Annotated in this window: 12 protein-coding genes and 1 pseudogene; 10 read left to right on the forward strand and 3 right to left on the reverse strand. The window is 71.7% G+C overall.

The genetic code is table 11. From position 1 onward, the window contains the following. Window positions 1–21: 21 nt before the first annotated feature. The gene (locus tag ACQEV8_RS31960) at window positions 22–624 is read left to right on the forward strand and encodes a DinB family protein (RefSeq protein ID WP_432967077.1); all 603 of its coding nucleotides are present in this window, start codon (window positions 22–24) and stop codon (window positions 622–624) included. Window position 625: 1 nt separating this feature from the next. Here ACQEV8_RS31960 and ACQEV8_RS31965 read toward each other — a convergent pair. Continuing rightward, a pseudogene (locus tag ACQEV8_RS31965) lies at window positions 626–826 on the reverse strand (phosphatase PAP2 family protein); the annotation flags it as partial. Between the two features lie 194 nt (window positions 827–1020). After that, entirely contained in the window at window positions 1021–2355 is a 1335-nt protein-coding gene (gabT, locus tag ACQEV8_RS31970) for a 4-aminobutyrate--2-oxoglutarate transaminase (protein WP_432967079.1), read from the reverse strand. A 249-nt stretch (window positions 2356–2604) separates the two neighbouring features. Here gabT and ACQEV8_RS31975 point away from each other — a divergent pair, with 249 nt between their 5' ends. From ACQEV8_RS31975 to ACQEV8_RS31985, 3 genes are all read left to right on the forward strand, one after another. Continuing rightward, window positions 2605–4800, forward strand: a complete 2196-nt coding sequence (locus tag ACQEV8_RS31975) for an ATP-binding protein (RefSeq protein ID WP_432967081.1) — start codon at window positions 2605–2607, stop codon at window positions 4798–4800. A 134-nt stretch (window positions 4801–4934) separates the two neighbouring features. After that, window positions 4935–6629, forward strand: coding sequence for a PucR family transcriptional regulator (locus tag ACQEV8_RS31980; protein ID WP_432967083.1), 1695 nt, complete (start codon window positions 4935–4937; stop codon window positions 6627–6629). A gap of 116 nt (window positions 6630–6745) precedes the next feature. Then, the gene (locus tag ACQEV8_RS31985; RefSeq protein WP_432967085.1) at window positions 6746–8191 is read left to right on the forward strand and encodes an aldehyde dehydrogenase family protein; all 1446 of its coding nucleotides are present in this window, start codon (window positions 6746–6748) and stop codon (window positions 8189–8191) included. 111 nt (window positions 8192–8302) lie between these two features. Here ACQEV8_RS31985 and ACQEV8_RS31990 read toward each other — a convergent pair whose 3' ends face one another. Then, window positions 8303–11140, reverse strand: coding sequence for a glycoside hydrolase family 3 C-terminal domain-containing protein (locus ACQEV8_RS31990; RefSeq protein WP_432967087.1), 2838 nt, complete (start codon window positions 11138–11140; stop codon window positions 8303–8305). Between the two features lie 371 nt (window positions 11141–11511). On the opposite strand from ACQEV8_RS31990, the gene ACQEV8_RS31995 reads away from it, so the two are divergent. The 6 genes from ACQEV8_RS31995 to ACQEV8_RS32020 all read left to right on the forward strand — a co-directional run bounded on the left by ACQEV8_RS31995 (window position 11512) and on the right by ACQEV8_RS32020 (window position 21708). Continuing rightward, window positions 11512–13197 (forward strand): Tat pathway signal sequence domain protein, encoded by a 1686-nt coding sequence (locus ACQEV8_RS31995; RefSeq protein WP_432967089.1) that lies wholly within the window; start codon window positions 11512–11514, stop codon window positions 13195–13197. A 26-nt stretch (window positions 13198–13223) separates the two neighbouring features. Next, window positions 13224–14264 carry an ABC transporter permease gene (locus ACQEV8_RS32000; protein ID WP_432967091.1) on the forward strand — a complete coding sequence of 347 codons (1041 nt, stop codon included), beginning with the start codon at window positions 13224–13226 and terminating at the stop codon, window positions 14262–14264. After that, entirely contained in the window at window positions 14261–15214 is a 954-nt protein-coding gene (locus ACQEV8_RS32005; protein ID WP_432967093.1) for a carbohydrate ABC transporter permease, read from the forward strand. The genes ACQEV8_RS32000 and ACQEV8_RS32005 overlap by 4 nt, the downstream gene beginning before the upstream one ends. Before the next feature lie 133 nt (window positions 15215–15347). After that, a complete protein-coding gene (locus ACQEV8_RS32010) occupies window positions 15348–17543 on the forward strand; it encodes a 1,4-beta-glucanase (protein WP_432967095.1) in 2196 nt (731 codons plus the stop codon). Next, the gene (locus tag ACQEV8_RS32015; RefSeq protein ID WP_432967097.1) at window positions 17543–19522 is read left to right on the forward strand and encodes a beta-galactosidase; all 1980 of its coding nucleotides are present in this window, start codon (window positions 17543–17545) and stop codon (window positions 19520–19522) included. Before ACQEV8_RS32010 ends, ACQEV8_RS32015 begins: the two co-directional genes overlap by 1 nt. After that, window positions 19519–21708, forward strand: a complete 2190-nt coding sequence (locus ACQEV8_RS32020) for a glycosyl hydrolase family 95 catalytic domain-containing protein (protein WP_432967099.1) — start codon at window positions 19519–19521, stop codon at window positions 21706–21708. Before ACQEV8_RS32015 ends, ACQEV8_RS32020 begins: the two co-directional genes overlap by 4 nt. Window positions 21709–21724 lie beyond the last annotated feature (16 nt).

Here is a 21724-nt window from a genome sequence, read left to right on the forward strand (position 1 = left end):
GGCGGGTGCCAGACTCCCTGCATGACCGGATCCAACCCGAAAGCCGACCTGCTCCGTTACCTCCAGGACGCCCGCGACGCCCTGCTCTGGAAGCTCGAAGGACTCTCCGAGTACGACGTCCGCCGCCCGCTCACACCGACCGGGACCAACCTGCTGGGCCTGGTGAAGCATGTCGCCGGGGTGGAGCTGGGGTATCTCGGCGACACGTTCGGGCGGCCCTACTTCGTCGAGGAGCCGCCCCCGCCCTGGTGGTACACGCGTGACGCCGAACCCAACGCGGACATGTGGGCCACCGCGGACGAGTCGCGCGAGCGGATCACCGGGCTCTACCGCGCGGCTTGGGAGCACTCGGACCGCACGATCGAGGCGCTGGCGCTGGACGCGACCGGTCAGGTCCCGTGGTGGCCCGAGGAGCGCAGGGAGGTGACGCTGCACCACATCCTGGTGAGAGTGATCGCCGACACACAGCGGCACGCGGGCCATGCCGACATCGTGCGGGAGCTCATCGACGGCGGTGTCGGGCTGACGAAGAGCACCGACAACATGCCGCAAGGCGATCAGGAGTGGTGGGAGAAGCACCGGCGGCGGCTGGAGCGCGTCGCGCGGGAGGCCGATGGCCGATGAGCGAGAAGAGGGAGGTCGGCCGCCCCGGAACAGGGGGGGTGGTTCCGAGGCGGCCGTCCGGACCGGAACGTCGCGCGCCCCGGGGGGTTTGGGGCGGGCGACTGTCCGATCGGTGAGGAGATCCAGAGCCACAGGCTCCGGTTGTGTGCGCGAGGGCACGACCAGGTCGAAGCTGGGGAGGCCCCGGCCTGATGTCACCCACAGTCCCCTGTGGGCGGGGGTGTATCTCTCATCTGGGTAGAACCTACGACAGCGGCTGGGCGGAGGACAGGCCACAGGGCCGCCTGTCATCCACCTCGCACACCTTCTTCACACGCTCTGCCGCTCGCCGCCCCTCGGAGCGGAACCGGGACGGCTCACCTGCCCCGACGACGGCTCAGATGCGCAACTGCCGTGTCAGATACGGGCGAAGGCCTGCTCGATGATGTCGAGGCCCTCGTTCAGCAGGTCCTCGCCGATCACCAGCGGGGGCAGGAAGCGGAGCACGTTGCCGTAGGTGCCACAGGTCAGGACCAGCAGGCCCTCCGCGTGGCAGGCCTTGGCGAGCGCGGCGGTCGCCTCCGGGTTCGGCTCCTTCGTGGCACGGTCCTTGACCAGCTCGATGGCGATCATCGCGCCGCGCCCGCGGATGTCGCCGACGATGTCGAACTTCTCGGCCATCGTGGTGAGGCGGGCCTTCATGACCGCCTCGATGTGCTTCGCCCTCGTGTTGAGGTCGAGCTCCTTCATCGTCTCGATGGAGCCGAGCGCACCGGCGCACGCGACGGGGTTGCCGCCGTAGGTGCCGCCCAGGCCGCCCGCGTGCGCGGCGTCCATGATCTCGGCGCGCCCGGTCACGGCGGCCAGCGGCAGACCGCCGGCGATGCCCTTGGCGGTGGTGATCAGGTCCGGGACGATGCCCTCGTCCTCACACGCGAACCACTGTCCGGTGCGGCAGAAGCCGGACTGGATCTCGTCGGCGACGAACACGATGCCGTTGTCCGAGGCGAACTGGCGGATCGCCGGCAGGAAGCCCTCGGCCGGCTCGATGAAACCGCCCTCGCCGAGCACCGGCTCGATGATGACGGCTGCCACGTTCTCCGCGCCGACCTGCTTGCTGATCTGGTCGATGGCCTGCGCGGCGGCCTCGGGGCCCGCGTTCTCCGCACCGGTCGGCCAGCGGTAGCCGTACGCCACCGGTACCCGGTAGACCTCGGGCGCGAACGGCCCGAAGCCGTGCTTGTACGGCATGTTCTTCGAGGTCAGCGCCATGGTCAGGTTGGTACGCCCGTGGTAGCCGTGGTCGAAGACGACGACGGCCTGACGCTTGGTGTAGGCGCGGGCGATCTTGACGGCGTTCTCGACGGCCTCGGCGCCGGAGTTGAACAGGGCGCTCTTCTTGGCGTGGTCACCGGGGGTCAGCTCGGCGAGCGCCTCGGCGACCTCGACGTACCCCTCGTACGGCGTGACCATGAAACAGGTGTGGGTGAAGTCGGCGAGCTGGGCGGAGGCCCGGCGGACGACGGCCTCGGCGGAGGCGCCGACGGACGTCACGGCGATGCCCGAGCCGAAGTCGATGAGCCGGTTGCCGTCGACGTCCTCGATGATCCCGCCGCCCGCACGCGCCGTGAACACGGGCAGTACGGAGCCCACGCCCTGCGCGACCGCGGCGGTGCGGCGGGCCTGCAGTTCCTGCGACTTCGGTCCGGGGATGGCGGTGACGACGCGGCGCTCCTGCGGAAGTGAGGTCATGCGGGGCTCCTGGGTGGTGCGAAGGGGTTTCTGCGGACGCTTGGCTTCTTTTCTCGCAGGCTAGGGCGGGGACAGGGGGTGGGCATGCTCCATGTGGGCGTTGTCGGCGGGGCGGCTTGTCCGGGTGGACATGGCGCTCTGGTGGGCTGCTGCCCACGACCCGGCCGTGTAAGCGGTGAACTCCCCAGGGGAGGGCGTTAGATTGGCACGCTGATGGTGGACGGAGCGGCTGGTCAGGGGGAAAGGGCGATGGACAGCGACGGGACGCAGGAGGCGCGGGGTACGCAGGCGAATCCCGTACCGCGTCCGGCGGGGGCGCCGGAGGTGCCCTCGGTGCCACCGAACGGCCCCGGCGAGCCACCGGGCGGCCGGAGCGCGCCCCCGGACGGACCGGCGGTGCCGCCCCGGCCCACGCGGGCGCCCGGGACACCGCCGGTGCCCGACGGCTCGTCCTTCATGACATGGCTGCGCACGCCCCGGCCGGACGCGGCGCCCGGCGTCTGGCGGTTCGGGCACCGGCCGCGGCCCGCGGAGGAGCCCGAGGAGATCCCCACCCGGCAGCTGCTGAGCGGGGCCCTGATCGCCTTCCTGGTGGGATGGCTGATCTGGTCGCTGCTGCAGAACGGGTACCTCGGCAACTGGTGGTGGGTGCCGTTCGACCTGATCATTCCCGATGCCTGGCGCGGCGGCGACAGCGATCTCGGCGAGACCGGCACCTTCATCGTGTACCAGGGGTACGAACTGCTCGTCGCCCTGGCGATCATGGTCGGGGTGGCCCGGCTCGGCCGCTGGGGCGAGGTGTGGCGCCGCTTCGTCGTCCCCCGCTTCCGCCGCCAGGAGCCCCGGACACCCGATCGGGACCCGCAGGACGACCCGGCCCAGTGGAACGAGCTCCGCGCCGCCGGAGCCGTCGACGCCGCCGAGAGGCTCGCCGCCGAGGCCCGCTCCGGGCTGATGCGGGACGTCGACCACGCCCGGATCCTCCGCGCCTGGCAAGGCGTGCGCGCCGGACGGCACAGCCTCGCCACCTTCAGCTCCACCGTCCTGCGGGACGGCGCGGCCGCCTGCCTCCACCCCTCCGGAGAGCGCGATCTGCCGGCGCGCCTCGCCCGGCACGACCTGTTCACCGGCCAGGTACGGCTCGGGACCACCGTGGACGACTCCCGCAACCCCTACGCCTACCGCGGGGCCGGGCTCGCCCTCGGGCCCGACCTGCTCGGAACCTCGCTCGTGGCCGTCGGCCCCGCGGGGTCCGGCAAGACCGGCACCGTCGTCCGCCCCCTCGCCGAGTCGCTGTGTCTGCACGCGCTGGCCGGGCGGGCCGCGGTCGTCGTGGTCGGCGGGGCGGGCGCGGGGCTCGGGCCGGCCGACGCGTACGACGTCGTCGTGCGGATCGGGAACCAGGACTCCGAGTACGACCTCGACCTGTACGGAGGAACCGCCGACCCGGACGAGGCCGCCGCCGTGCTGGCCGAGGCACTCGTCGGGGACCTCGCCGATCCGCACCCGGGCAGTGACACCCGGCGCTCCACGACCGTCCTCGCCCAGCTGCTCGGCCCCTTCCGCGCCGTGCACGGGCGTTTTCCCTCCGTACCGGAGCTGCGGCAGCTCGTGGACGGGGCGCCCGGGCCGTTCGCCGCGCTGCGGCAGGGGCTGCAGGACTCCGGGCAGGAGTCGCTGCTGCGGGAGCTCGACGCCCGGGAGCGGCAGATGGGGCAGCCCGGAGATGTCGGCGGGGTGCTCGCGGACCGGGTCGCGCTGCTGGACCGGCCCGCCTTCGCCTCGTTCTTCGACACCTCAGGGTCCACCCGGCCCTTCACTCTCAAGGCCCTCGACCACCCCGTGCGGGTGCGGATCGACCTGCCCGAGCGCGGGCACGCCGACGCCTCCCGGATGCTGGCGCGGCTGGTGCTCGCGCAGTTCTCGGCGAGTGTCGCGGTACGCGAGGACCGGTCCCTTTTCGCCTGTCTGGTGCTGGACGACGCGACCGGTGTGGTGACGCCGGAGGCCGTGCGCGGCATCCAGCGGCTGCGGTCCGGCAACGCCGGTGTCGTGCTCACCCTGCGGACACTGGACGACGTGGCCCGGCCGCTGCGAGGGCCCCTGCTCGGCTCCACCGGCTGCCGGATGGCCCTGTCGGGGCTCACGCCCTGGGACGGACAGGACTTCGCCGAGGTGTGGGGCAAGGAGTGGACCGAGGCCCGGGACGTCACCGACCGGCAGATCATCGCCGAGACCCCGGCGGGCAAGGCCGTGCACATGCTGCGCCGGGTGATCACCGGCAAGGCGCCGACCGCGCGGGCGGTGACCGTGCGGCAGGTCGAACGGGAGCGCTGGTCCGCGTCCGAGCTGGCGCACGGCGTACCGGCGGGGCACGCGGTGCTGTCGCTGACGGATGTGAAGGGCGAGCACGCGCCGCCGCTGCTGGTGGATCTTCGGGGCTGACGTCCACGAGTGGGTGCGGGTACGCGGGGACCGTACGGTGAGGCAGAATCGTCACAGGTCGTTCATACGTGGCGGCCAAAAGAGCACAGAGATCTCACAGCACCACACAGCCCTGACGCAGACATGAAGGCCTCATGCCCCCGACGCTCGCCTCGCTCGTCCACCACTCCGCGCTGAAACTGACCGTGCGGGCGGGCGAAGACCGCCTCGACGTGCCGGTGCGCTGGGCACACGTCAGCGAGCTGGCCGACCCTGTGCCCTACATGGAGGGCGGGGAACTGCTGCTGATCACCGCGCTCAAGCTGGACGCCGAGGACCCCGAGGTCATGCGCCGTTACGTGCGGCGGCTGGCCGAGGCCGGAGTGGTCGGGCTCGGCTTCGCCATAGGCGTCAACTACGAGGAGACGCCCAAGGCGCTCGTCGACGCGGCCGGGGAGGAGGGGCTGCCGCTGCTGGAGGTGCCGCGCCGCACCCCCTTCCTCGCCATCAGCAAGGCCGTGTCCGCCGCGATCGCCGCCGACCAGTACCGGGCCGTCACGGCCGGGTTCGCCGCCCAGCGCGAGCTGACCCGGCAGGCGCAGACCGGCGGGCCGGAGGGGCTGCTGTCCGCGCTGGCCTCGCAGGTCGACGGGTGGGCGGCGCTGTACGACGCCTCGGGCGCCGTCGTCGCCACGGCACCGGAGTGGGCCGGGCGGCGGGCCGCGCGGCTCACCGGCGACGTCGAGCGGCTGCGGGAACGCCCCGCGCCCGCCTCCTCGGTGGTCGGCGGGCCGGAGAACGAGGACCGGGTCGAGCTGCACACCATCGGCACGGGCCGGCGCCCTCGCGCGGCCCTCGCGGTCGGCACGGCCGCCGCCCTCGGCACCGCCGAGCGCTACGCCGTCCACTCGGCCATAGCACTGCTGACCTTGACCACGGAACGCTCCCGGTCCCTCCAGGCCGCCGAGCAGCGGGTCGGTGCGGCGGTGCTGCGCATGCTGCTGGCCGGGGAGCCGGACCACGCGCGCACGGTCGCCGGGAGCCTGTACGGCGGGCTGCTGGACGCGCCGTTCCGGATGCTGGTCGCGGAGCGCGTGCCGGTGTCGGCGTCGGCCGCGCTGACCCGTGCGGAGACCCGGGCGGGCGTCCCGGCCGTCGACCGGCCCTCCGCCGCCGCGCTCGCGGCGGCCGACACCGGCGGCGACCCCCTCGCGGCGCTCTCCGACGTCATGGAGTCCGCGGCGGCCCGGGCCGGCGAGGCCGTCCTGGTGGTGCCCGAGGGGGAGCGTCTTGTGGTGCTGGCCGCGGACCGGGGTGCCGCCGCCGCTGCCTGCGGGGAGTACGCGGCAGCCCTGGAGGCGGCCCGGGCGGGCGTCCGCGAGAAGGTGCCGGGCGGCGAGGAGGCCGAGCTGGTCGTGGGCCTGTCGGCACCGGCCGGGCCCATCGCCGCCTCCGCCGCCTACAAGCAGGCCGGGCAGGCCCTGTCGGTGGCACGACGGCGCGGACGCGTCCTGGTGGAGCACGAGCAGATGGCGGCCGGATCGGTGCTGCCGCTGCTGGCGGACGACGCGGTGCGGGCCTTCGCCGACGGGATGCTGCGGCCGCTGTACGAGCATGACGCCACGGGCCGCGGCGACCTCGTCGCCTCCCTGCGCGCCTGGCTGTCCCGGCACGGCCAGTGGGACGCGGCGGCGGCCGACCTCGGCGTCCACCGGCACACCCTGCGCTACCGCATGCGCCGCGTCGAGGAGATCCTCGGCCGCTCCCTGGACGACCCGGACGCCCGTATGGAGCTCTGGCTGGCTCTCAAGGCGACGACCACGGAACCGGCCCCGCCCGCCAAACCGTAGTGTTCGCCGCCGGCACTGCTACACCCCGGACAAACACCCTTCGGCCACCCCGCCCCTACCGTGGGACCCGTAACACCACAGGACCACCCCCGACGCCGAAGGGCCGGAACCCAGACATGACTTCCACCCACGCCTTCTGGCTCGCCGGCCGTCAGGCCACCGGCGAGGACACCTTCGACGTCAGCTCCCCGTGGGACGGGCGGCTCGTCGGACGGGTGAGCGTGCCGACGGACGCGCAGGTCGAGGAGGCCGTGGCCGCCGCGCACGCCGTACGGGACGAGTTCGCCGCCACCCCCGCCCATGTACGGGCCGCCGCCCTCGACCACGTCAGCAAGCGGCTCGTCGAGCGCACCGAGGAGATCGCGCGGCTGATCTCCGCCGAGAACGGCAAGCCCCTGAAGTGGGCGCGCGGCGAGGTCGGACGGGCGGTGTCCGTCTTCCGGTTCGCCGCCGAGGAGGCCCGGCGCTTCAACGGCGGGGAGGCCCAGCGCCTCGACACCGACCTGGGCGGCCAGGGGCGGCTCGCCCTCACCCGCCGCTTCCCCAAGGGCGTCGTGCTCGGCATCGCGCCCTTCAACTTCCCGCTCAACCTCTGCGCCCACAAGATCGCCCCGGCCATCGCCGCCGGCGCGCCGATCATCCTGAAGCCGGCCCCGGCCACCCCGCTGTCCGGCCTGATCATCGGCGACCTGCTCGCCGAGACGGAGCTCCCGGCGGGATCCTGGAGCGTCCTGCCCGTCGCCAACGACAAGATGCCGGCCCTCGTGCGGGACGAGCGCCTGCCCGTCATCTCCTTCACGGGCTCCGAGAAGGTCGGCTACGCGATCATGGACTCGGTGCCGCGCAAGCACTGCACCCTGGAGCTGGGCGGCAACGGCGCGGCCGTCGTCCTCGCCGACTGGGCGAGCGACGAGGACCTGGACCGGGCGGCGCAGCGCATCGCCACCTTCTCCAACTACCAGGGCGGCCAGTCCTGCATCTCCGTCCAGCGCGTCATCGCCGACGCCTCGGTCTACGACCGGCTGCTGCCGCGCGTCGTCGCCGCCGTCGAGGCCCAGGTCACCGGTGACCCGGGCGACGACGCGACCGACGTCGGCCCGCTGGTCAGCGAGGACGCGGCCAAGCGCGTCGAGACATGGGTCCAGGAGGCCGTGGACGCCGGTGCCGCGCTGCTCACCGGCGGCAAGCGGGACGGCGCCTCGTACGCGCCGACCGTCCTGGCCGACGTGCCGGCCGACGTGACGATCTCCTGCGAGGAGGTCTTCGGCCCGGTCCTCACCGTGCGGAAGGTGAACGGCGAGGCCGAGGCCTTCGCCGCCGTCAACGACTCCAAGTACGGCCTCCAGGCGGGCGTCTTCACGCACGACCTCCAGACCGCCTTCCGTGCCCACCGGGCCCTGGAGGTCGGCGGTGTCGTCGTCGGCGACGTGCCGTCCTACCGCGCCGACCAGATGCCGTACGGCGGCGTCAAGCAGTCCGGCGTGGGCCGCGAGGGCGTGCGGTTCGCGATGGAGGACTACACCTATGAGCGTGTACTGGTCCTGACGGGGATCGACCTCTAGCCCGACCGCTCTAGCTCATGGGAATCATTTTCATATAGGGTTCCCGAAGAGGCCCGGCACCGATGCCTTCCGGTGCCGGGCCCCTTCTTTACGCCGGCCTGCTCCGGACCCTCAACCGGAGAAGCCGACGTGCGCGAGCCGCAATGGGCCGCGCAGCCTGAGGCGGACGTCGTGCACGCCCGCGGCGGCGACGGGTGCGCCGAGGGAGACGTAGTCGTACGGGCCCGAGGTCGGGTCGGCGGGCGACAGCACCGCGAGGGCCGGGCCGCCGTCGAGGGACAGCTCGACGGTGCCCTCGCCGGACACCTCCACCGTCATCCCGGCAATTCCGCGCCCGAAGTCGCAGCGACGGTAGACCAGTTCACCAAAAGCTCCGTCCACCGGAGTCACCGCGTCGCCCGACACCTTCGTACGGTCGACGATCTCGACGCCGCTCTGCTCGTCGAAACCGGCCGCGGTCAGACCGCCCGCGACGACCGCACGCGGCAGGGTGGGCTCGCCCTCCAGTGTGACGGCCGTCCGCAGCCGGACGTCCTCGCTGGACGCCCCGGCCAGCAGCTCGTACGCGCCGGGCTCCACGCGCCACCGGTCCTGGGCGACGTCCCAGAACGCGAACGCGGTCAGCGGGACCTCGAAGCTCAGCTCCGCTGTCGCGCCGGGCGAGAGCGTGACACGCCGGTGGTCCAGCAGCTCGCGGCGCGGACGCGGCACGGACGGGTCGACGGCCCGCGTGTAGAGCTGGGCGACCTCGTCGGCGGTGACGTCACCGGTGTTGGTGACCGTGAAAGAGGCGTGCAGTGTGCCGTCCTCGACCCGGGTCGTCAGGCCGTCGTACGCGAACGACGCGTACGACAGGCCGTGCCCGAACGGGAACAGGGGCGTGCCCTCGAAGTACAGATACGTCTGGCGGGCGCCGATCACGTCGTAGTCGAGGAGGCCGGGCAGATCGGCGTCGTCGGCGTACCAGGTCTGCGGCAGGCGGCCGGCCGGGGAGACGTCGCCCGCCAGCACGCGGGCCAGGGCGGTGCCGGCCGCCTGGCCGCCGTGCGCCGTCCACAGCACGGCCGGGAGGTTGGCCGGGTCGACGGCGTACGGGTAGGCGCAGACCAGCGCCAGCACGGTCGCCGGGTTCGCCGCCCGGGCGGCCCGCAGCAGCCGCTCCTGGTGCTCCGGCAGCCGCAGGGTCGTACGGTCCTCGGTCTCGCGGCCGTTGATGTGCGGGTCGTTGCCCGCGACCACCACGACCACGTCGGCCGCAGCGGCGGCCCGCGCCACCGCGTCCTCGCCGCGCTCGGCGACGACCAGCTCGAACACCTCGGGATCTTCCTCGGCAACCTTCACGCCGTCGGCGGAGACACACACGTGGCGACCCGTTCCCAGGTGCTTCAGGAGGTGCCCGTTCCCGTGCGGTTCCAGGCTGAACGTCTCCTGGACGACCCAGCCGCCCGGCTGGTCGGCGGAGGCGCGGACCCGGCCGTCCTCGGCGACCGAGAGATAGCGGCCGTCGGGCGCGCGCAGCGTCAGCACGCCCTCGCCCCAGTCGACCAGCGCCAGCTCGGTGCCGGCCGCGTCAGTGGTCAGCGGGGGCAGGTCCGTGCGGCCCGCGAGCAGCGCCGGGTCGAGCGCTCCCTCGGCGCCGCGCACCTCGTCGGCGGCGTCCGCCACCACCGGCACGTGCAGGAACGCGCCCGCGGAGGTCCTCAGCCGGACCCGGTCCACGCCCTCCGCGAACTCCACCCGCTCGGCGCCGAACCGCTCGTACAGCCCCTCCAGCGGGGTCGAGCGGTGCAGGAGCGTGCCGCTGTACCAGTCGAGCTTGCACTCGTCGGCGAGCAGCCCGACCACGGCGAGGCGGGTGTCCGGGGCGAGCGGCAGCACCCCGTCGTTCTTCAGCAGCACGACCGACTGCTCGGCCGCCTCCTGGGCGAGGGCGCGGTGCCCCGGGGAGTCGAACTCGCTGGTGGCGTCGTGCGGGTCGTACTCCGGGTCGAATTCGCCGAGGCGGTAGCGGACCGAGAGCTGACGGCGGACGGCCGTGTCGAGGTCGGCCTCGGTCAGCAGGCCGCGCTCCAGGGCGCCGCGCAGCCGTCCGATCATCTGCGAGGAGTCCGTGCCGTGGTCGGTGAAGCTGTCGACGCCCGCGACGAGGGAGGCGGCGGTGGCCTCCTCGTGGGTGTCGAAGTAGTGCTCGGAGTCGACCAGATTGCTCGGCGCGCCCGCGTCCGAGCAGACCAGCAACTCCTCGTCGGTCCAGGCCCGCAGGTGCTCGCCGAGGTAGGGGGAGACGTGGTTGGGGCGGCCGTTGACCAGGTTGTACGCGGGCATCACCCCGGCCACCGCGCCCGCCTCGACGGTCTCGCGGAAGGCCCGCAGGTCGTACTCGTGCAGCACGCGCGGGCGCACCGAGCTCGACGTCGTCGACCGGTCCGTCTCGTTGTTGTGGGCGAGCCAGTGCTTCAGCACGGGCGCGGTGCGCCAGTAGGTGGGGTGGTCGCCGCGCAGGCCGTGCGTATAGGCGGTGGCGATCGCCGAGGTGAGCTTCGGGTCCTCCGAGTAGCCCTCCTCGTTGCGTCCCCACAGGGGGTGGCGCAGCAGGTTGACCGTCGGGGCCCAGACGTTGAGCCCGACGCGGTCGTCCTTGGCGCGCATCGCGCGGACCTCCTTGGACACCGCGTCGCCGACCCGCCGCACCAGCTCCGGGTTCCAGGTGGCGCCGAGGCCGACCGCCTGCGGGAACACCGTCGCCGGGCCCATCCATGCCACGCCGTGCAGGGCCTCCTGGCCGGTGCGGAAGGCGGCGATGCCGAGCCGCTCCACGGCTGGCGCGAACTGGTGCAGGAACGCGGTCTTCTCCTCCCGTGTGAGCCGCGACAGGAGGTCGTCGATCCGCTTCGCGAACGGCAGGCGCGGATCGCGGAACGGCGGCGTGGGCGGCGTGTGTGCGGTCACGTGGGATTCCCTTTGCGATGGAGCGGCCAGACGCTTTCGAAGCGCTTCGATGCTGATTCGACCTGGGGGTGGGTGTCAAGACATCTCGGCGCAACAACTCCGACCCTGCGGCGCCATTCCAAGCGCCATTTGCGTCAGTCCGCGATCGTGCACACCTCGGGAGAATCTTGGAATCGCCCCTTGTGCACCCCTGGGTGTTCACTTAATCTCGCAGCAACATCGAAGCGCTTCGACTGTGAAGTCCGCCACCCGGTGGTGCGCATTCCTCGTCACTCGTCGGAGTATCGCTTCGGCTCAGCCAGTTCCACTCGAGACACCGCAGCCGACGGCCCTCCGCCGGGTGTCCTGGTGTGCCATGAAGGGTTGACGCAATGACGAACGCCGCCTCCGCCTCCTCCGGACCGAGCCGGAGATCCTTCCTCGCCTCCACGGCGGTCGCCACCGCCGCCGTGGCGGGCGGGATGCCGTTGCTCGCCGCCTGCGGCGGTTCGGACAGTGGCTCGAAGGACGGCACGACGTCCGGCAAGAGCGCCAAGAAGCTGTTGCCGGCCTACGTCGCCGGCAACGTGGTGACGCCGGACATCCCGTCCAAGAACGGCTCGCCGGTCGGCTTCACCAAGGCGATCCCGGCGGCCGAGCTGAAGACCTCGGTGCAGCAGAAGCTGGGCAGCGGCGGCAAGCTGACCATCATGGCCCCCTACTGGGGCGCCCCGCCCAAGGGCGACAACCCCTACTACACGGCCATGAACAAAGCCGTCGGCGTGGACATCACCTGGCAGAACCAGGACGGCGTCACCTACGACCAGAAGCTCGGCGCGATCCTCGCCTCCAGCGACATCCCCGACGCCGTGGTGGTGCCCGACTGGAACCTGACGGGCCGGATACCCAGCGCGATCAACGCCAAGTTCGCCGACCTCGGCCCGTACCTGTCCGGCGACAAGGTCAAGGACTACCCGAACCTCGCGGCCGTGCCCACCGACGCCTGGCAGCGTGGCATCTTCGGCGGCCAACTCCGCGCGATACCGATGCCGAACTCCTCGGTCACCACCATGGCGGCCATGTACCGCAAGGACATCTTCGAGGAGAAGGGCTACGCCGTCCCGAAGAGCCCCGAAGAGTTTCTCTCCTGGGCGAAGGAGGCGACGCAGGCCAAGTCGAAGGTCTGGGCCTGCGACGACATGAAGTGGTCCGCCTTCCAGTTCTTCGGTGTCCTGCCGGGCGGCGACAAGGCGCTGTGGTGGAACATGGAGGACGGCAAGCTCGTCAACCGCATCGAGACCGAGCAGTACCTGGAAGCCCTGGAGTGGACGCGCAAGCTCTACGCGGCGAAGGTGGTCCACCCGGACGCGGTCTCGGGCAAGGCCGGCGGCAGCGCGGCCAACCGCTTCACCGCCGGACAGGTCCTGGTCTACAACAACAACGTCTCCGACTGGTGGGGCAAGACCGCCGAGCAGCGGACCCAGAACCCCGACTTCGAGATGGGCGTGTTCGACATCTTCGGGGCCGACGGGGGTGATCCCACGCTCTGGGCCAGTCAGCCGGGCGGCATGTTCACCTTCGTCAGCAAGAAGGCGAGCAAGCAGCAGATCAAGGACTTCCTCGCACTCTGCAACTACTGCGCCGCTCCGTACGGCACCAAGGAGTTCATGCTCACCGCCTACGGCGTCGAGGGCACCGACTACACGGTGAAGAAGGGCCTGCCGACCAAGACGCAGCAGGGCGTCAACGAGGTCAGCAGCACCTACGACCTCACGGGCAACCCGGCACCGTACGTCGCCTACCCCGACTTCCCGGACATCACCCGGGGCATCGTCGAGTGGCAGCAGCGCATGGGCGCCTTCACCAAGAAGTCCTCCTTCTACGGGCTGACCGTCACCGAGCCCAACCGCTGGGCCAACCTCGCCGACGACTTCGAGCAGCTCGAGGACGACGTCGTGCGCGGCCGGAAGAAGATCAGCGACGTGCAGCAGGCGGTGTCCGACTGGAAGAAGAAGGGCGGCGACGACCTGCGCGACTGGTACCAGAAGCTGCTCGACGACAACGGCTCGGCGAACTGATCCGGGGCTCAGGCAAGGAGACGGCCGTGTCCAACAGCACGGTGCCTCGGACACGGACCGAGGCGAAGACCCCCGCGGGGACTCCGGCGGCGTCCGGTGATGCCGCCCGACACCGGACCCGTGGGGGGAAGAACTCGGGCAAGCTGAGCCTGAAGCTCAGATTCAGGCGTGACCGCACGCTGATCCTCATGACGCTGCCGGCGGTCCTGCTGATCCTGGTCTTCAACTACATACCGATCCTCGGCAATGTGGTGGCCTTCCAGGACTACGACCCGTACGCCGGTGACAACGGCTTCGTCGCCATCTTCAACAGCCCCTGGATCGGCTTCGAGCAGTTCGAGCGGATCTTCGCCGACTCGGCCTTCTGGCACGCGGTACAGAACACCCTGGTGCTGTTCTTCCTGCAGCTGGTGCTCTACTTCCCGATCCCCATCCTGCTCGCGCTCCTCATCAACAGCGTGGTCAGGCCCCGGATACGGGCGGTCGCCCAGGCGGTCATGTACCTGCCGCACTTCTTCTCCTGGGTCCTCGTCGTCACCGTCTTCATGCAGATCTTCGGCGGAGCCGGGATCATCGCCCAGACCCTGCGCCAGCACGGCTACGAGGGCTTCGATGTGATGACCGACCCGGAGGTCTTCAAGTACCTGGTCACGGCCCAGACCGTCTGGAAGGACGCGGGCTGGGGCATCATCGTCTTCCTCGCCGCGCTCTCCTCGGTCTCGGGCGACCTGTACGAGGCCGCCGCCATGGACGGCGCCGGACGCTGGCGGCGCATGTGGCACATCACGCTGCCCGCCCTGCGACCCGTGATCGCCCTCCTGCTCGTACTGCGCGTCGGCGATGCCCTCACCGTCGGCTTCGAGCAACTGCTCCTCCAACGACAAGCCGTGGGTGTCAACGCCTCGGACGTCCTCGACACCTACGTGTGGTGGAACGGCATCCGCAACCAGGACTTCAGCTACGCCGCTGCCGCCGGGCTCATCAAGGGCGTGGTCGGACTGGCGCTCGTACTGATCGCCAACAAGGTGGCCCATCTCATGGGCGAGCAGGGGGTGTACAAGAAGTGACCGCCGTCCTCGACACTCCGCCCGACGACACCCGGCGCGTCAGGAAACCGAGCCGCTGGGCGGCCCCGCCCCGCCCGGTCTGGGAGGAGCCGCCGAACAAGGCCGGACTGGCCGGCAAGGGCACCGCCCTGACCCTGGCCTGCCTGGCCATCCTCTTCCCACTGTGGATCGTCATCGTCACCAGCCTCCAGTCGAAGAAGACCATCGACGAGGCCGGCGGCCTGGTGGTGATCCCCAAGGGCATCACCTTCGTCGCCTACCAGGAACTCCTCAGCGGCGGCCAGGTCCAGAAGGCCGCCCTGGTGAGCATCGGCGTGACCGTGGTCGGCACGCTGTTCAGCATGACGGTGTCGGTCCTGTGCGCGTACGGCCTGTCGCGCAGCGGCTCGCTCGGACACCGCGGAATCCTGATGACGCTGCTGGCGACGATGTTCTTCGGGGCCGGCCTCATCCCCACCTACCTGCTGGTGCAGGCCCTCGGCCTGACGGACACCTATCTGGCACTGATCCTGCCCAGCGCCGTGAGCGTCTTCAACATCCTGGTGCTGCGCGCGTTCTTCATGAACATCTCCCAGGAGCTGATCGACAGCGCCCGCATCGACGGCGCCGGCGACTGGCGGATCCTGTGGAGGATCGTTCTGCCGCTCTCCCGCGCGGTCCTCGCCGTGATCGGCCTCTTCTACGCAGTGGGCTACTGGAGCGCCTGGTTCAACGCGTCGATCTACCTGACCGACCAGGAGATGATGCCGCTGCAGAACGTGATGATCCAGCTGGTGCAGATGCAGCAGCGTCCGGTGGGCCTCCAGGCGCAGATCAACACCGGCCAGCTCTCGCCGCTCGCGATCCAGATGGCGGTGATGGTGATGGCGCTGCTGCCGGTGGCGGTCCTCTCTCCCTTCGTCCAGAAGCACTTCAAGAAGGGCATGCTCACGGGGGCCGTCAAGGGGTGACGCCCCTTGTCCCGAGTCTCGCCGCAGGGCTTCGGTCGTCCTCTGTCTGCGGCTGCGTTGTGGTGGTTCGCGCAGTTCCCCGCGCCCCTGGGTGCCTCAACTCCCCCTCTCTTTGCAAGAACCGAGGTATGTCATGAGCACGTTTCACCTCAGCAGACGTTCCGTGCTGGCCGGGACCGCTGCCGTCGCCGCGGTCGTCTCCCTCCCGATGGTCCAGGGCAGCGCGCAGGCCGCCGCCCCGGCGGGGACCACGTACCGCTGGCGCAACGCGGTCCAGGGCGGCACCGGCTTCGTCACCGGCGTCCTCTTCCACCCCTCGGTCCGCGGGCTCGCCTACGCCCGTACCGACATCGGTGGTGCCTACCGCTGGGACGACCGGACCGGCCGGTGGGTCCCGCTGACCGATCACATCGGCTGGGACGACTGGAACCTGCTGGGTGTGGAGGCCATGGCCGTCGACCCGGACCGTCCGAACCGGTTGTACCTCGCTCTCGGTACGTACGCGCAGTCCTGGGCCGGCAACGGGGCCGTGCTGCGGTCCGAGGACCGCGGTGCCACCTGGAAGCGCACCGACCTGACCGTGAAGCTCGGGGCCAACGAGGACGGGCGCGGGTGCGGGGAGCGGCTGCTCGTGGACCCGAGGGACAGTGACACCCTGTGGCTCGGCACCCGCCACGACGGACTGCTCAAGTCGACCGACCGGGGCGCCACCTGGAAGGCCGTGAGCTTCCCGGCCACGCCCGGCGCCACCGGCCAGGGCGTCACGCTGCTGGTCGCGGCGGGCCGTACGGTCTACGCGGGCTGGGGCGACTCCGACGGCACCTCCGCGAACCTTTACAGAACCGCTGACGGCACCGCCTGGGAGGCCGTCCCGAAGCAGCCCGCCGGCACCGCCGCCAAGGTGCCGGTCCGGGCCGCGTACGACCGGCACACCCGCGAGCTGTACGTGACGTACGCCAACGCCCCCGGCCCCAACGGCCAGTCCGACGGCAGTGTGCACAAGCTGCGCACGACGGACGGGAAGTGGACCGAGGTCACGCCGGTGAAGCCCGGCGGGGCGACGGAGGACGGCGGGACCGACTCCTTCGGATACGGCGGTGTCGCCGTCGACGCCCGCAGACCCGGCACCGTCGTCGTCTCCACCAACAACCGCTGGGCGCTGGTCGACACCCTGTACCGGACCACCGACGGCGGCCGCACCTGGAAGTCCCTGAAGGACAAGGCCGTCCTCGACGTCTCCGAGACCCCCTATCTCACGTTCGGCGCGGACAAGCCCAAGTTCGGCTGGTGGATCCAGGCCCTCGCCGTCGACCCGTTCGACTCCGAGCACGTCGTGTACGGCACCGGCGCGACCCTCTACGGCACCCGCGACCTCAAGCACTGGGCCCCGCAGATCCGCGGTCTGGAGGAGGCGTCCATACGCCAGCTGATCTCCCCTCCGGCCGGAGAGGCGCACCTGCTCAGCGGGTCCGGGGACATCGGCGTGATGTACCACGAGCGGCTCACCGCCTCCCCCTCCCGCGGCATGGCGTCCAACCCCGTGTTCGGCACGTCGACCGGCCTGTCGCTGGCCGCGGCCGAGCCCTCGTACGTCGTCCGGGCCGGGTGGGGGGACAACGGCAACGGGGCCTGCTCGCACGACGGCGGCAAGACCTGGGCTCCCTTCAAGGCCCAGCCGCCCATGGCCAAGTCCGCGCCCGGGCCGATCGCCACCAACGCCGACGGCAGCGTGCTGCTGTGGTCCTTCGGCACGGCCGATCCGGGATTCCGCTCGGCGGACAACGGCACCACCTGGTCCGAGGTCGCCTCCTTCCCCAAGGGCGCAGTCCCGGTCGCGGACCCGGTCGACGCGACCCGCTTCTATGCCTTCGACACCACGACCGGGACGCTCCACGCCAGTACCGACGGCGGCAGGACCTTCACCGCCCGGGCCACCGGCCTGAACTCGGGCGACAAGGAGTTCCAGCTGACCGCCGCCCCGGGCCGGTCCGGCGACCTGTGGCTGAGCCTGAAGTGGAACGGCCTGTACCGCTCCACCGACGGCGGCGCGACCTTCACCAAGGTCGCCGGCTGCTGGGCCTCGTACACCCTTGGCTTCGGCAAGGCCGCCGAGGGCGCCTCCTACCCGGCGGTCTACCTGGTCGGCTCCACCGAGAGCATCACCGCCGTCTACCGCTCCGACGACGAGGCGAAGACCTGGACCCGGATCAACGACGACCGGCACCAGTGGGGCTGGATCGGCGCGGCCGTCACCGGCGACCCGCGCGTGTACGGCCGGGTCTACATCGCCACCAACGGTCGCGGTGTGCAGTACGGGGAGCCCGCCTGATGCCCGAGCGAAAAGGGCCTGCCCTGAGCGACGCCACCCGGGGTCGGCTCCTCTTCGGCGGCGACTACAACCCGGAGCAGTGGCCCGAGGAGACCTGGCACGAGGACGTCCGGCTGATGAAGGCCGCCGGCGTCAACTCCGTCACCCTCGGCGTGTTCTCCTGGTCGAAGCTGGAACCGGTACCGGGTGCACGGGAGTTCGGCTGGCTGGACACGCTGATGGACCTCATGCACGAGAACGGCATCGGGGTCGTCCTCGCCACCCCTACTTCCTCGCCCCCGCCCTGGATGGGCCGGCTGCACCCCGACACCCTGCCCGTCACCGAGGACGGCCGCACCGAGTGGTGGGGCGGCCGGCAGCACTTCTCGCACTCCAGCGCCACCTACCGGCGGTACGCCGCCGCGATCACCGAGGACCTGGCCGCCCGCTACGGCGGCCACCCGGCCCTGACGATGTGGCACATCAACAACGAGTACTGCACCTTCGACTACGGGGACGAAGCAGCCGCCTCCTTCCGGCGGTGGCTGCGCGAGAAGTACGGCACGCTCGACGCCCTCAACGAGGCCTGGGGCACCGCCTTCTGGAGTCAGGGCTACGACACCTGGGACGGCATCCTGCCGCCCCGGCTGCCCCACTACATGCGCAACCCCGGCCAGGTCCTGGACTTCCGGCGCTTCACCTCCGACATGCTCCTGGAGTGTTACGCCGCCGAGCGGGACATCGTCCGGCGCCACACCCCGCACCTGCCGGTCACCAGCAACTTCATGCCGCTGTGGGTCGGCCAGGACGCCTGGCGCTGGGCGGAGGAAGAGGACGTCGTCTCCGTCGACCTCTACCCCGATCCGCGCGATCCGCTCGGCGCCCAGAACGGCGCCCTGGTGCAGGACATGACCCGCTCCCAGGCGCGTGGGCCGTGGATGCTCATGGAGCAGGCGGCCGGGCCGGTCAACTGGCGCGGCGTGAACCACCCCAAGCCGCGCGGCCTCAACCGGCTGTGGTCCCTGCAGGCCGTGGCCCGGGGCGCCGACGCCGTCTGCTACTTCCAGTGGCGGCAGTCCCGGCAGGGCGCCGAGAAGTTCCACTCCGGAATGGTCAGCCACGCCGGGGAGGAGGGCCGTACGTACCAGGAGGTCAAGCGGCTCGGGGCGGACCTGGCGCGGATCGCCCCCGAGGTGACCGGCCGGCACATCACGGCGGACGTTGCCGTCCTGCACGACTGGAACGCCTGGTGGGCCGGTGCCCAGGACGGACGGCTGTCCACCCAGGTCGACTACCCGGACGTGCTGCGCGCCTGGCACCGGGCCCTGTGGCAGGCCCACCTCACCACCGACTTCGCCCACCCCGAGCACGATCTGACGCCGTACTCGATGGTCGTCGTGCCCCAGCTGTACGCGCTCACCGACGCGGCGATCGACAACCTCCTCGCCTACGCACGCGGCGGCGGCACCCTCGTCTGCGGATTCCTGACCGGCGTCGCGGACGAGGACGACCGGGTGCGCCCCGGCGGCATGGACATCCGGCTGCGGGAGCTGTTCGGCATCCGCACGCTGCACGAATGGTGGCCGCTGGACGCGGGGGAGACCGTCGCCTGCGAGGGCTTCCGGGGCACCCTGTGGTCCGAGGAGATCGAGCCCGCCGACCCCGATGACACGACCCGCTACAAGGGCGGCGAACTGGACGGCATGCCCGCCGTGCTGCGCAAGGACCGCGCCTGGTACCTCTCCACCCTCCCGGAGCCGGAGGCGCTGCGCGAGCTGCTGTCCCGGATCGCCGACGGCGCGGGCGTCCGGCCCGTGCTCGACCGTCTTCCCGGGCAGGTCGAGGCCGTACGCCGGGGAGAGCTGCTGTTCCTGCTCAACCATGGCCGCGAGCCGGTGACCGTCGAGGTCCCCGGCACCCACCACGACCTGCTGACGGGCACGGCCGTCACCGACCGGGTCACCCTCGGCCGCTACGAGGCGGCGGTGCTCCGGCCATGACCACCTCCGCCCCCGTTCACGGCACCTGGGAGCCTCACCCGGCGGCCCGCTGGGAGGACGGCTTCCTGAGCGGAAACGGTCACCACGGCGCTCTTGTGTTCGGTGATCCGGACGTCGAGCGGGTCGTCGTCACACATCACACCCTGGTGCGCCCCAACGGCAGGGACCCACGGCCCCCGCAGCTCGCCGGAGACCTCCCCGCGCTCCAGGACCGTCTCCTGGCCGGCGACACGACCGCCGCCGAGAGCTTCACGGACGGCCGCCCGCACCAGTGGGTGCGGCCCTTCCACCCGGCTTTCCAGGTGCGGCTGCGCAGGCCGCCCGGCGACCGGCGCGACTACCGCCGCGACGTCGACTTCACCACAGGCGTCGTACGGGCTTCCTGCGCGGGCTGGACCAGCCGGGTCTTCGTCTCCCGCGCCGACGACGTGATCGTCCAGCAGATCACCGGCCCCGGCCTCACCCTCGATCTCGACCTGGACCACCGGCTGCCCGGCGCCCCCGCCGGACTGGGCATCGGCCACGGAGCCGTCCTCACCCCCGAGGGCGCCCTGCTGAGCCTGCGCGCCCGCTACCCGGACAGCGACCTGGCCTGCACCGGCGTCACCCTGATCGCCGTCACCGGGGGCACGACGACCCTCGCGCCCCCCGGCGCGCACATCGAGGGCGCCCGCTCCGTGCTGCTCCTCACCCGGGTGCACCGGCACACCGGCGAACTGGACGTCGTCGCCGAGGGCCGCGCCCTGCGCGATCTGCCCATGGAGTACGACGAGCTCCTCGACCGCCACGTCGCCCCGCACCGCACCGCCTACGAGCGCGTCACCCTCGACCTGGACGCCGACCCCACCGAACGGGCCCTGCCGGGATCCGAGTTGCTGAAGCGGCCCCGCGGCACCGCCCTGCTGGAGCGCCTCTTCGCGGCCGGCCGCTACCACCTGCTGTCCGCCAGTGGCCTCTTCCCGCCCCGGCTGACCGGACTGTGGACCGGCGACTGGAACACCGCGTGGTCGGGCGCGTTCACCAACGACGCCAACCTCAACCTCCAGACCGCCTCCGCCGCTTCCGCCGCCCTCCCCGAGGTCACCGAGGCCCACGCCTCGCTGATCAGGCGGCAGCTGCCCGACTGGCGTGACAACGCCCGCGCGATCTTCGGCACCCGGGGCGTCGTCGCCCCCGGCCACACCGACGGCGAGTCGGGCCACTCGTACCACTTCAACCGCGAGTACCCGCTGCACCTGTGGACCGCCGGCGCCGACTGGCTGCTCAAGCCGCTCGTCGACCACGACGAGACCCAGGGCACCCGCGACCCGCGCACCGCCGCCGCCCTCGCCGAAGTCGCCCTGTTCTACGAGGACTTCCTCACCCGCACCGACGAGCACGGCCGGCTCGTCGTCGTCCCGTCCTACTCGCCCGAGAACCGCCCCGCGGGCGCGAGCTGGGGCACCCTCAACGCGGCCATGGACCTCTCCGCGGCCCGCCACGCCCTGCGCACCGCCGCCGTCTACCACCCCGGCCCCGACGCCGACCGCTGGAACGCCCTCGCCGACCGCCTCCCACCGCACCGGGTCAACGCGGACGGGGCCCTGGCCGAATGGGCCTGGCCGGGCCTGGAGGACTCCTACGACCACCGCCACCTCAGCCACCTCTACGGCGTCTGGCCGCTCGACGAGATCACCCCCTACGACAGCCCCGAACTCGCCACGGCCGCCCACCGCGCCCTCGAACTGCGCGGCGCCGAGAACGACTCCGCGCACGGCCATCTGCACCACGCCCTGATCGCGGCCCGGCTCAGGGACGGCGGCCGCGTCGCCCACGCCCTCGGCCAGGTCCTGGACGGCGACTTCTTCCACGCCTCCCTGATGAGCGCCCACTACCCGAAGCGCGACGTCTACAACGCGGACGCCGCGCACACCCTGCCCGCCGTCCTGATCGAGATGCTCGTGCAGTCGACCCCGGACCGGCTGGTCCTGCTGCCCGCGCTCCCGGCGGCGTATCCGAGCGGCGCGCTGCGCGGTGTACGCACCCGCTTCGGTGCCGAACTCGACCTCACCTGGACCCGGGACGGCGTCGCCGCCGTCATCAGGCCGGGCCGCACCCACCGCGTCGAACTGCGGACTTCCACCGGCACAGAATCCCTCCACCTGGTCGCCGGAGAAGACCACGTCCTCTCCCTGAGGGCGCGGTAGCTCCTCCCCTCATCCC

The sequence above is a fragment of the Streptomyces sp. CA-179760 genome, assembly GCF_050937045.1.
GTDB lineage: Bacteria > Actinomycetota > Actinomycetes > Streptomycetales > Streptomycetaceae > Streptomyces.

What these genes read in the sequence shown, in the direction of transcription:
- ACQEV8_RS31995 (WP_432967089.1), top strand. Translation starts at nt 11,512, where the DNA reads ATGACGAACGCCGCCTCCGCCTCCTCCGGACCGAGCCGGAGATCCTTC.
- ACQEV8_RS32015 (WP_432967097.1), top strand. Translation starts at nt 17,543, where the DNA reads ATGCCCGAGCGAAAAGGGCCTGCCCTGAGCGACGCCACCCGGGGTCGG.
- ACQEV8_RS31960 (WP_432967077.1), top strand. Translation starts at nt 22, where the DNA reads ATGACCGGATCCAACCCGAAAGCCGACCTGCTCCGTTACCTCCAGGAC.
- ACQEV8_RS32010 (WP_432967095.1), top strand. Translation starts at nt 15,348, where the DNA reads ATGAGCACGTTTCACCTCAGCAGACGTTCCGTGCTGGCCGGGACCGCT.
- ACQEV8_RS32020 (WP_432967099.1), top strand. Translation starts at nt 19,519, where the DNA reads ATGACCACCTCCGCCCCCGTTCACGGCACCTGGGAGCCTCACCCGGCG.
- ACQEV8_RS31985 (WP_432967085.1), top strand. Translation starts at nt 6,746, where the DNA reads ATGACTTCCACCCACGCCTTCTGGCTCGCCGGCCGTCAGGCCACCGGC.
- gabT (WP_432967079.1), bottom strand. Translation starts at nt 2,355, where the DNA reads ATGACCTCACTTCCGCAGGAGCGCCGCGTCGTCACCGCCATCCCCGGA.
- ACQEV8_RS31975 (WP_432967081.1), top strand. Translation starts at nt 2,605, where the DNA reads ATGGACAGCGACGGGACGCAGGAGGCGCGGGGTACGCAGGCGAATCCC.
- ACQEV8_RS31980 (WP_432967083.1), top strand. Translation starts at nt 4,935, where the DNA reads ATGCCCCCGACGCTCGCCTCGCTCGTCCACCACTCCGCGCTGAAACTG.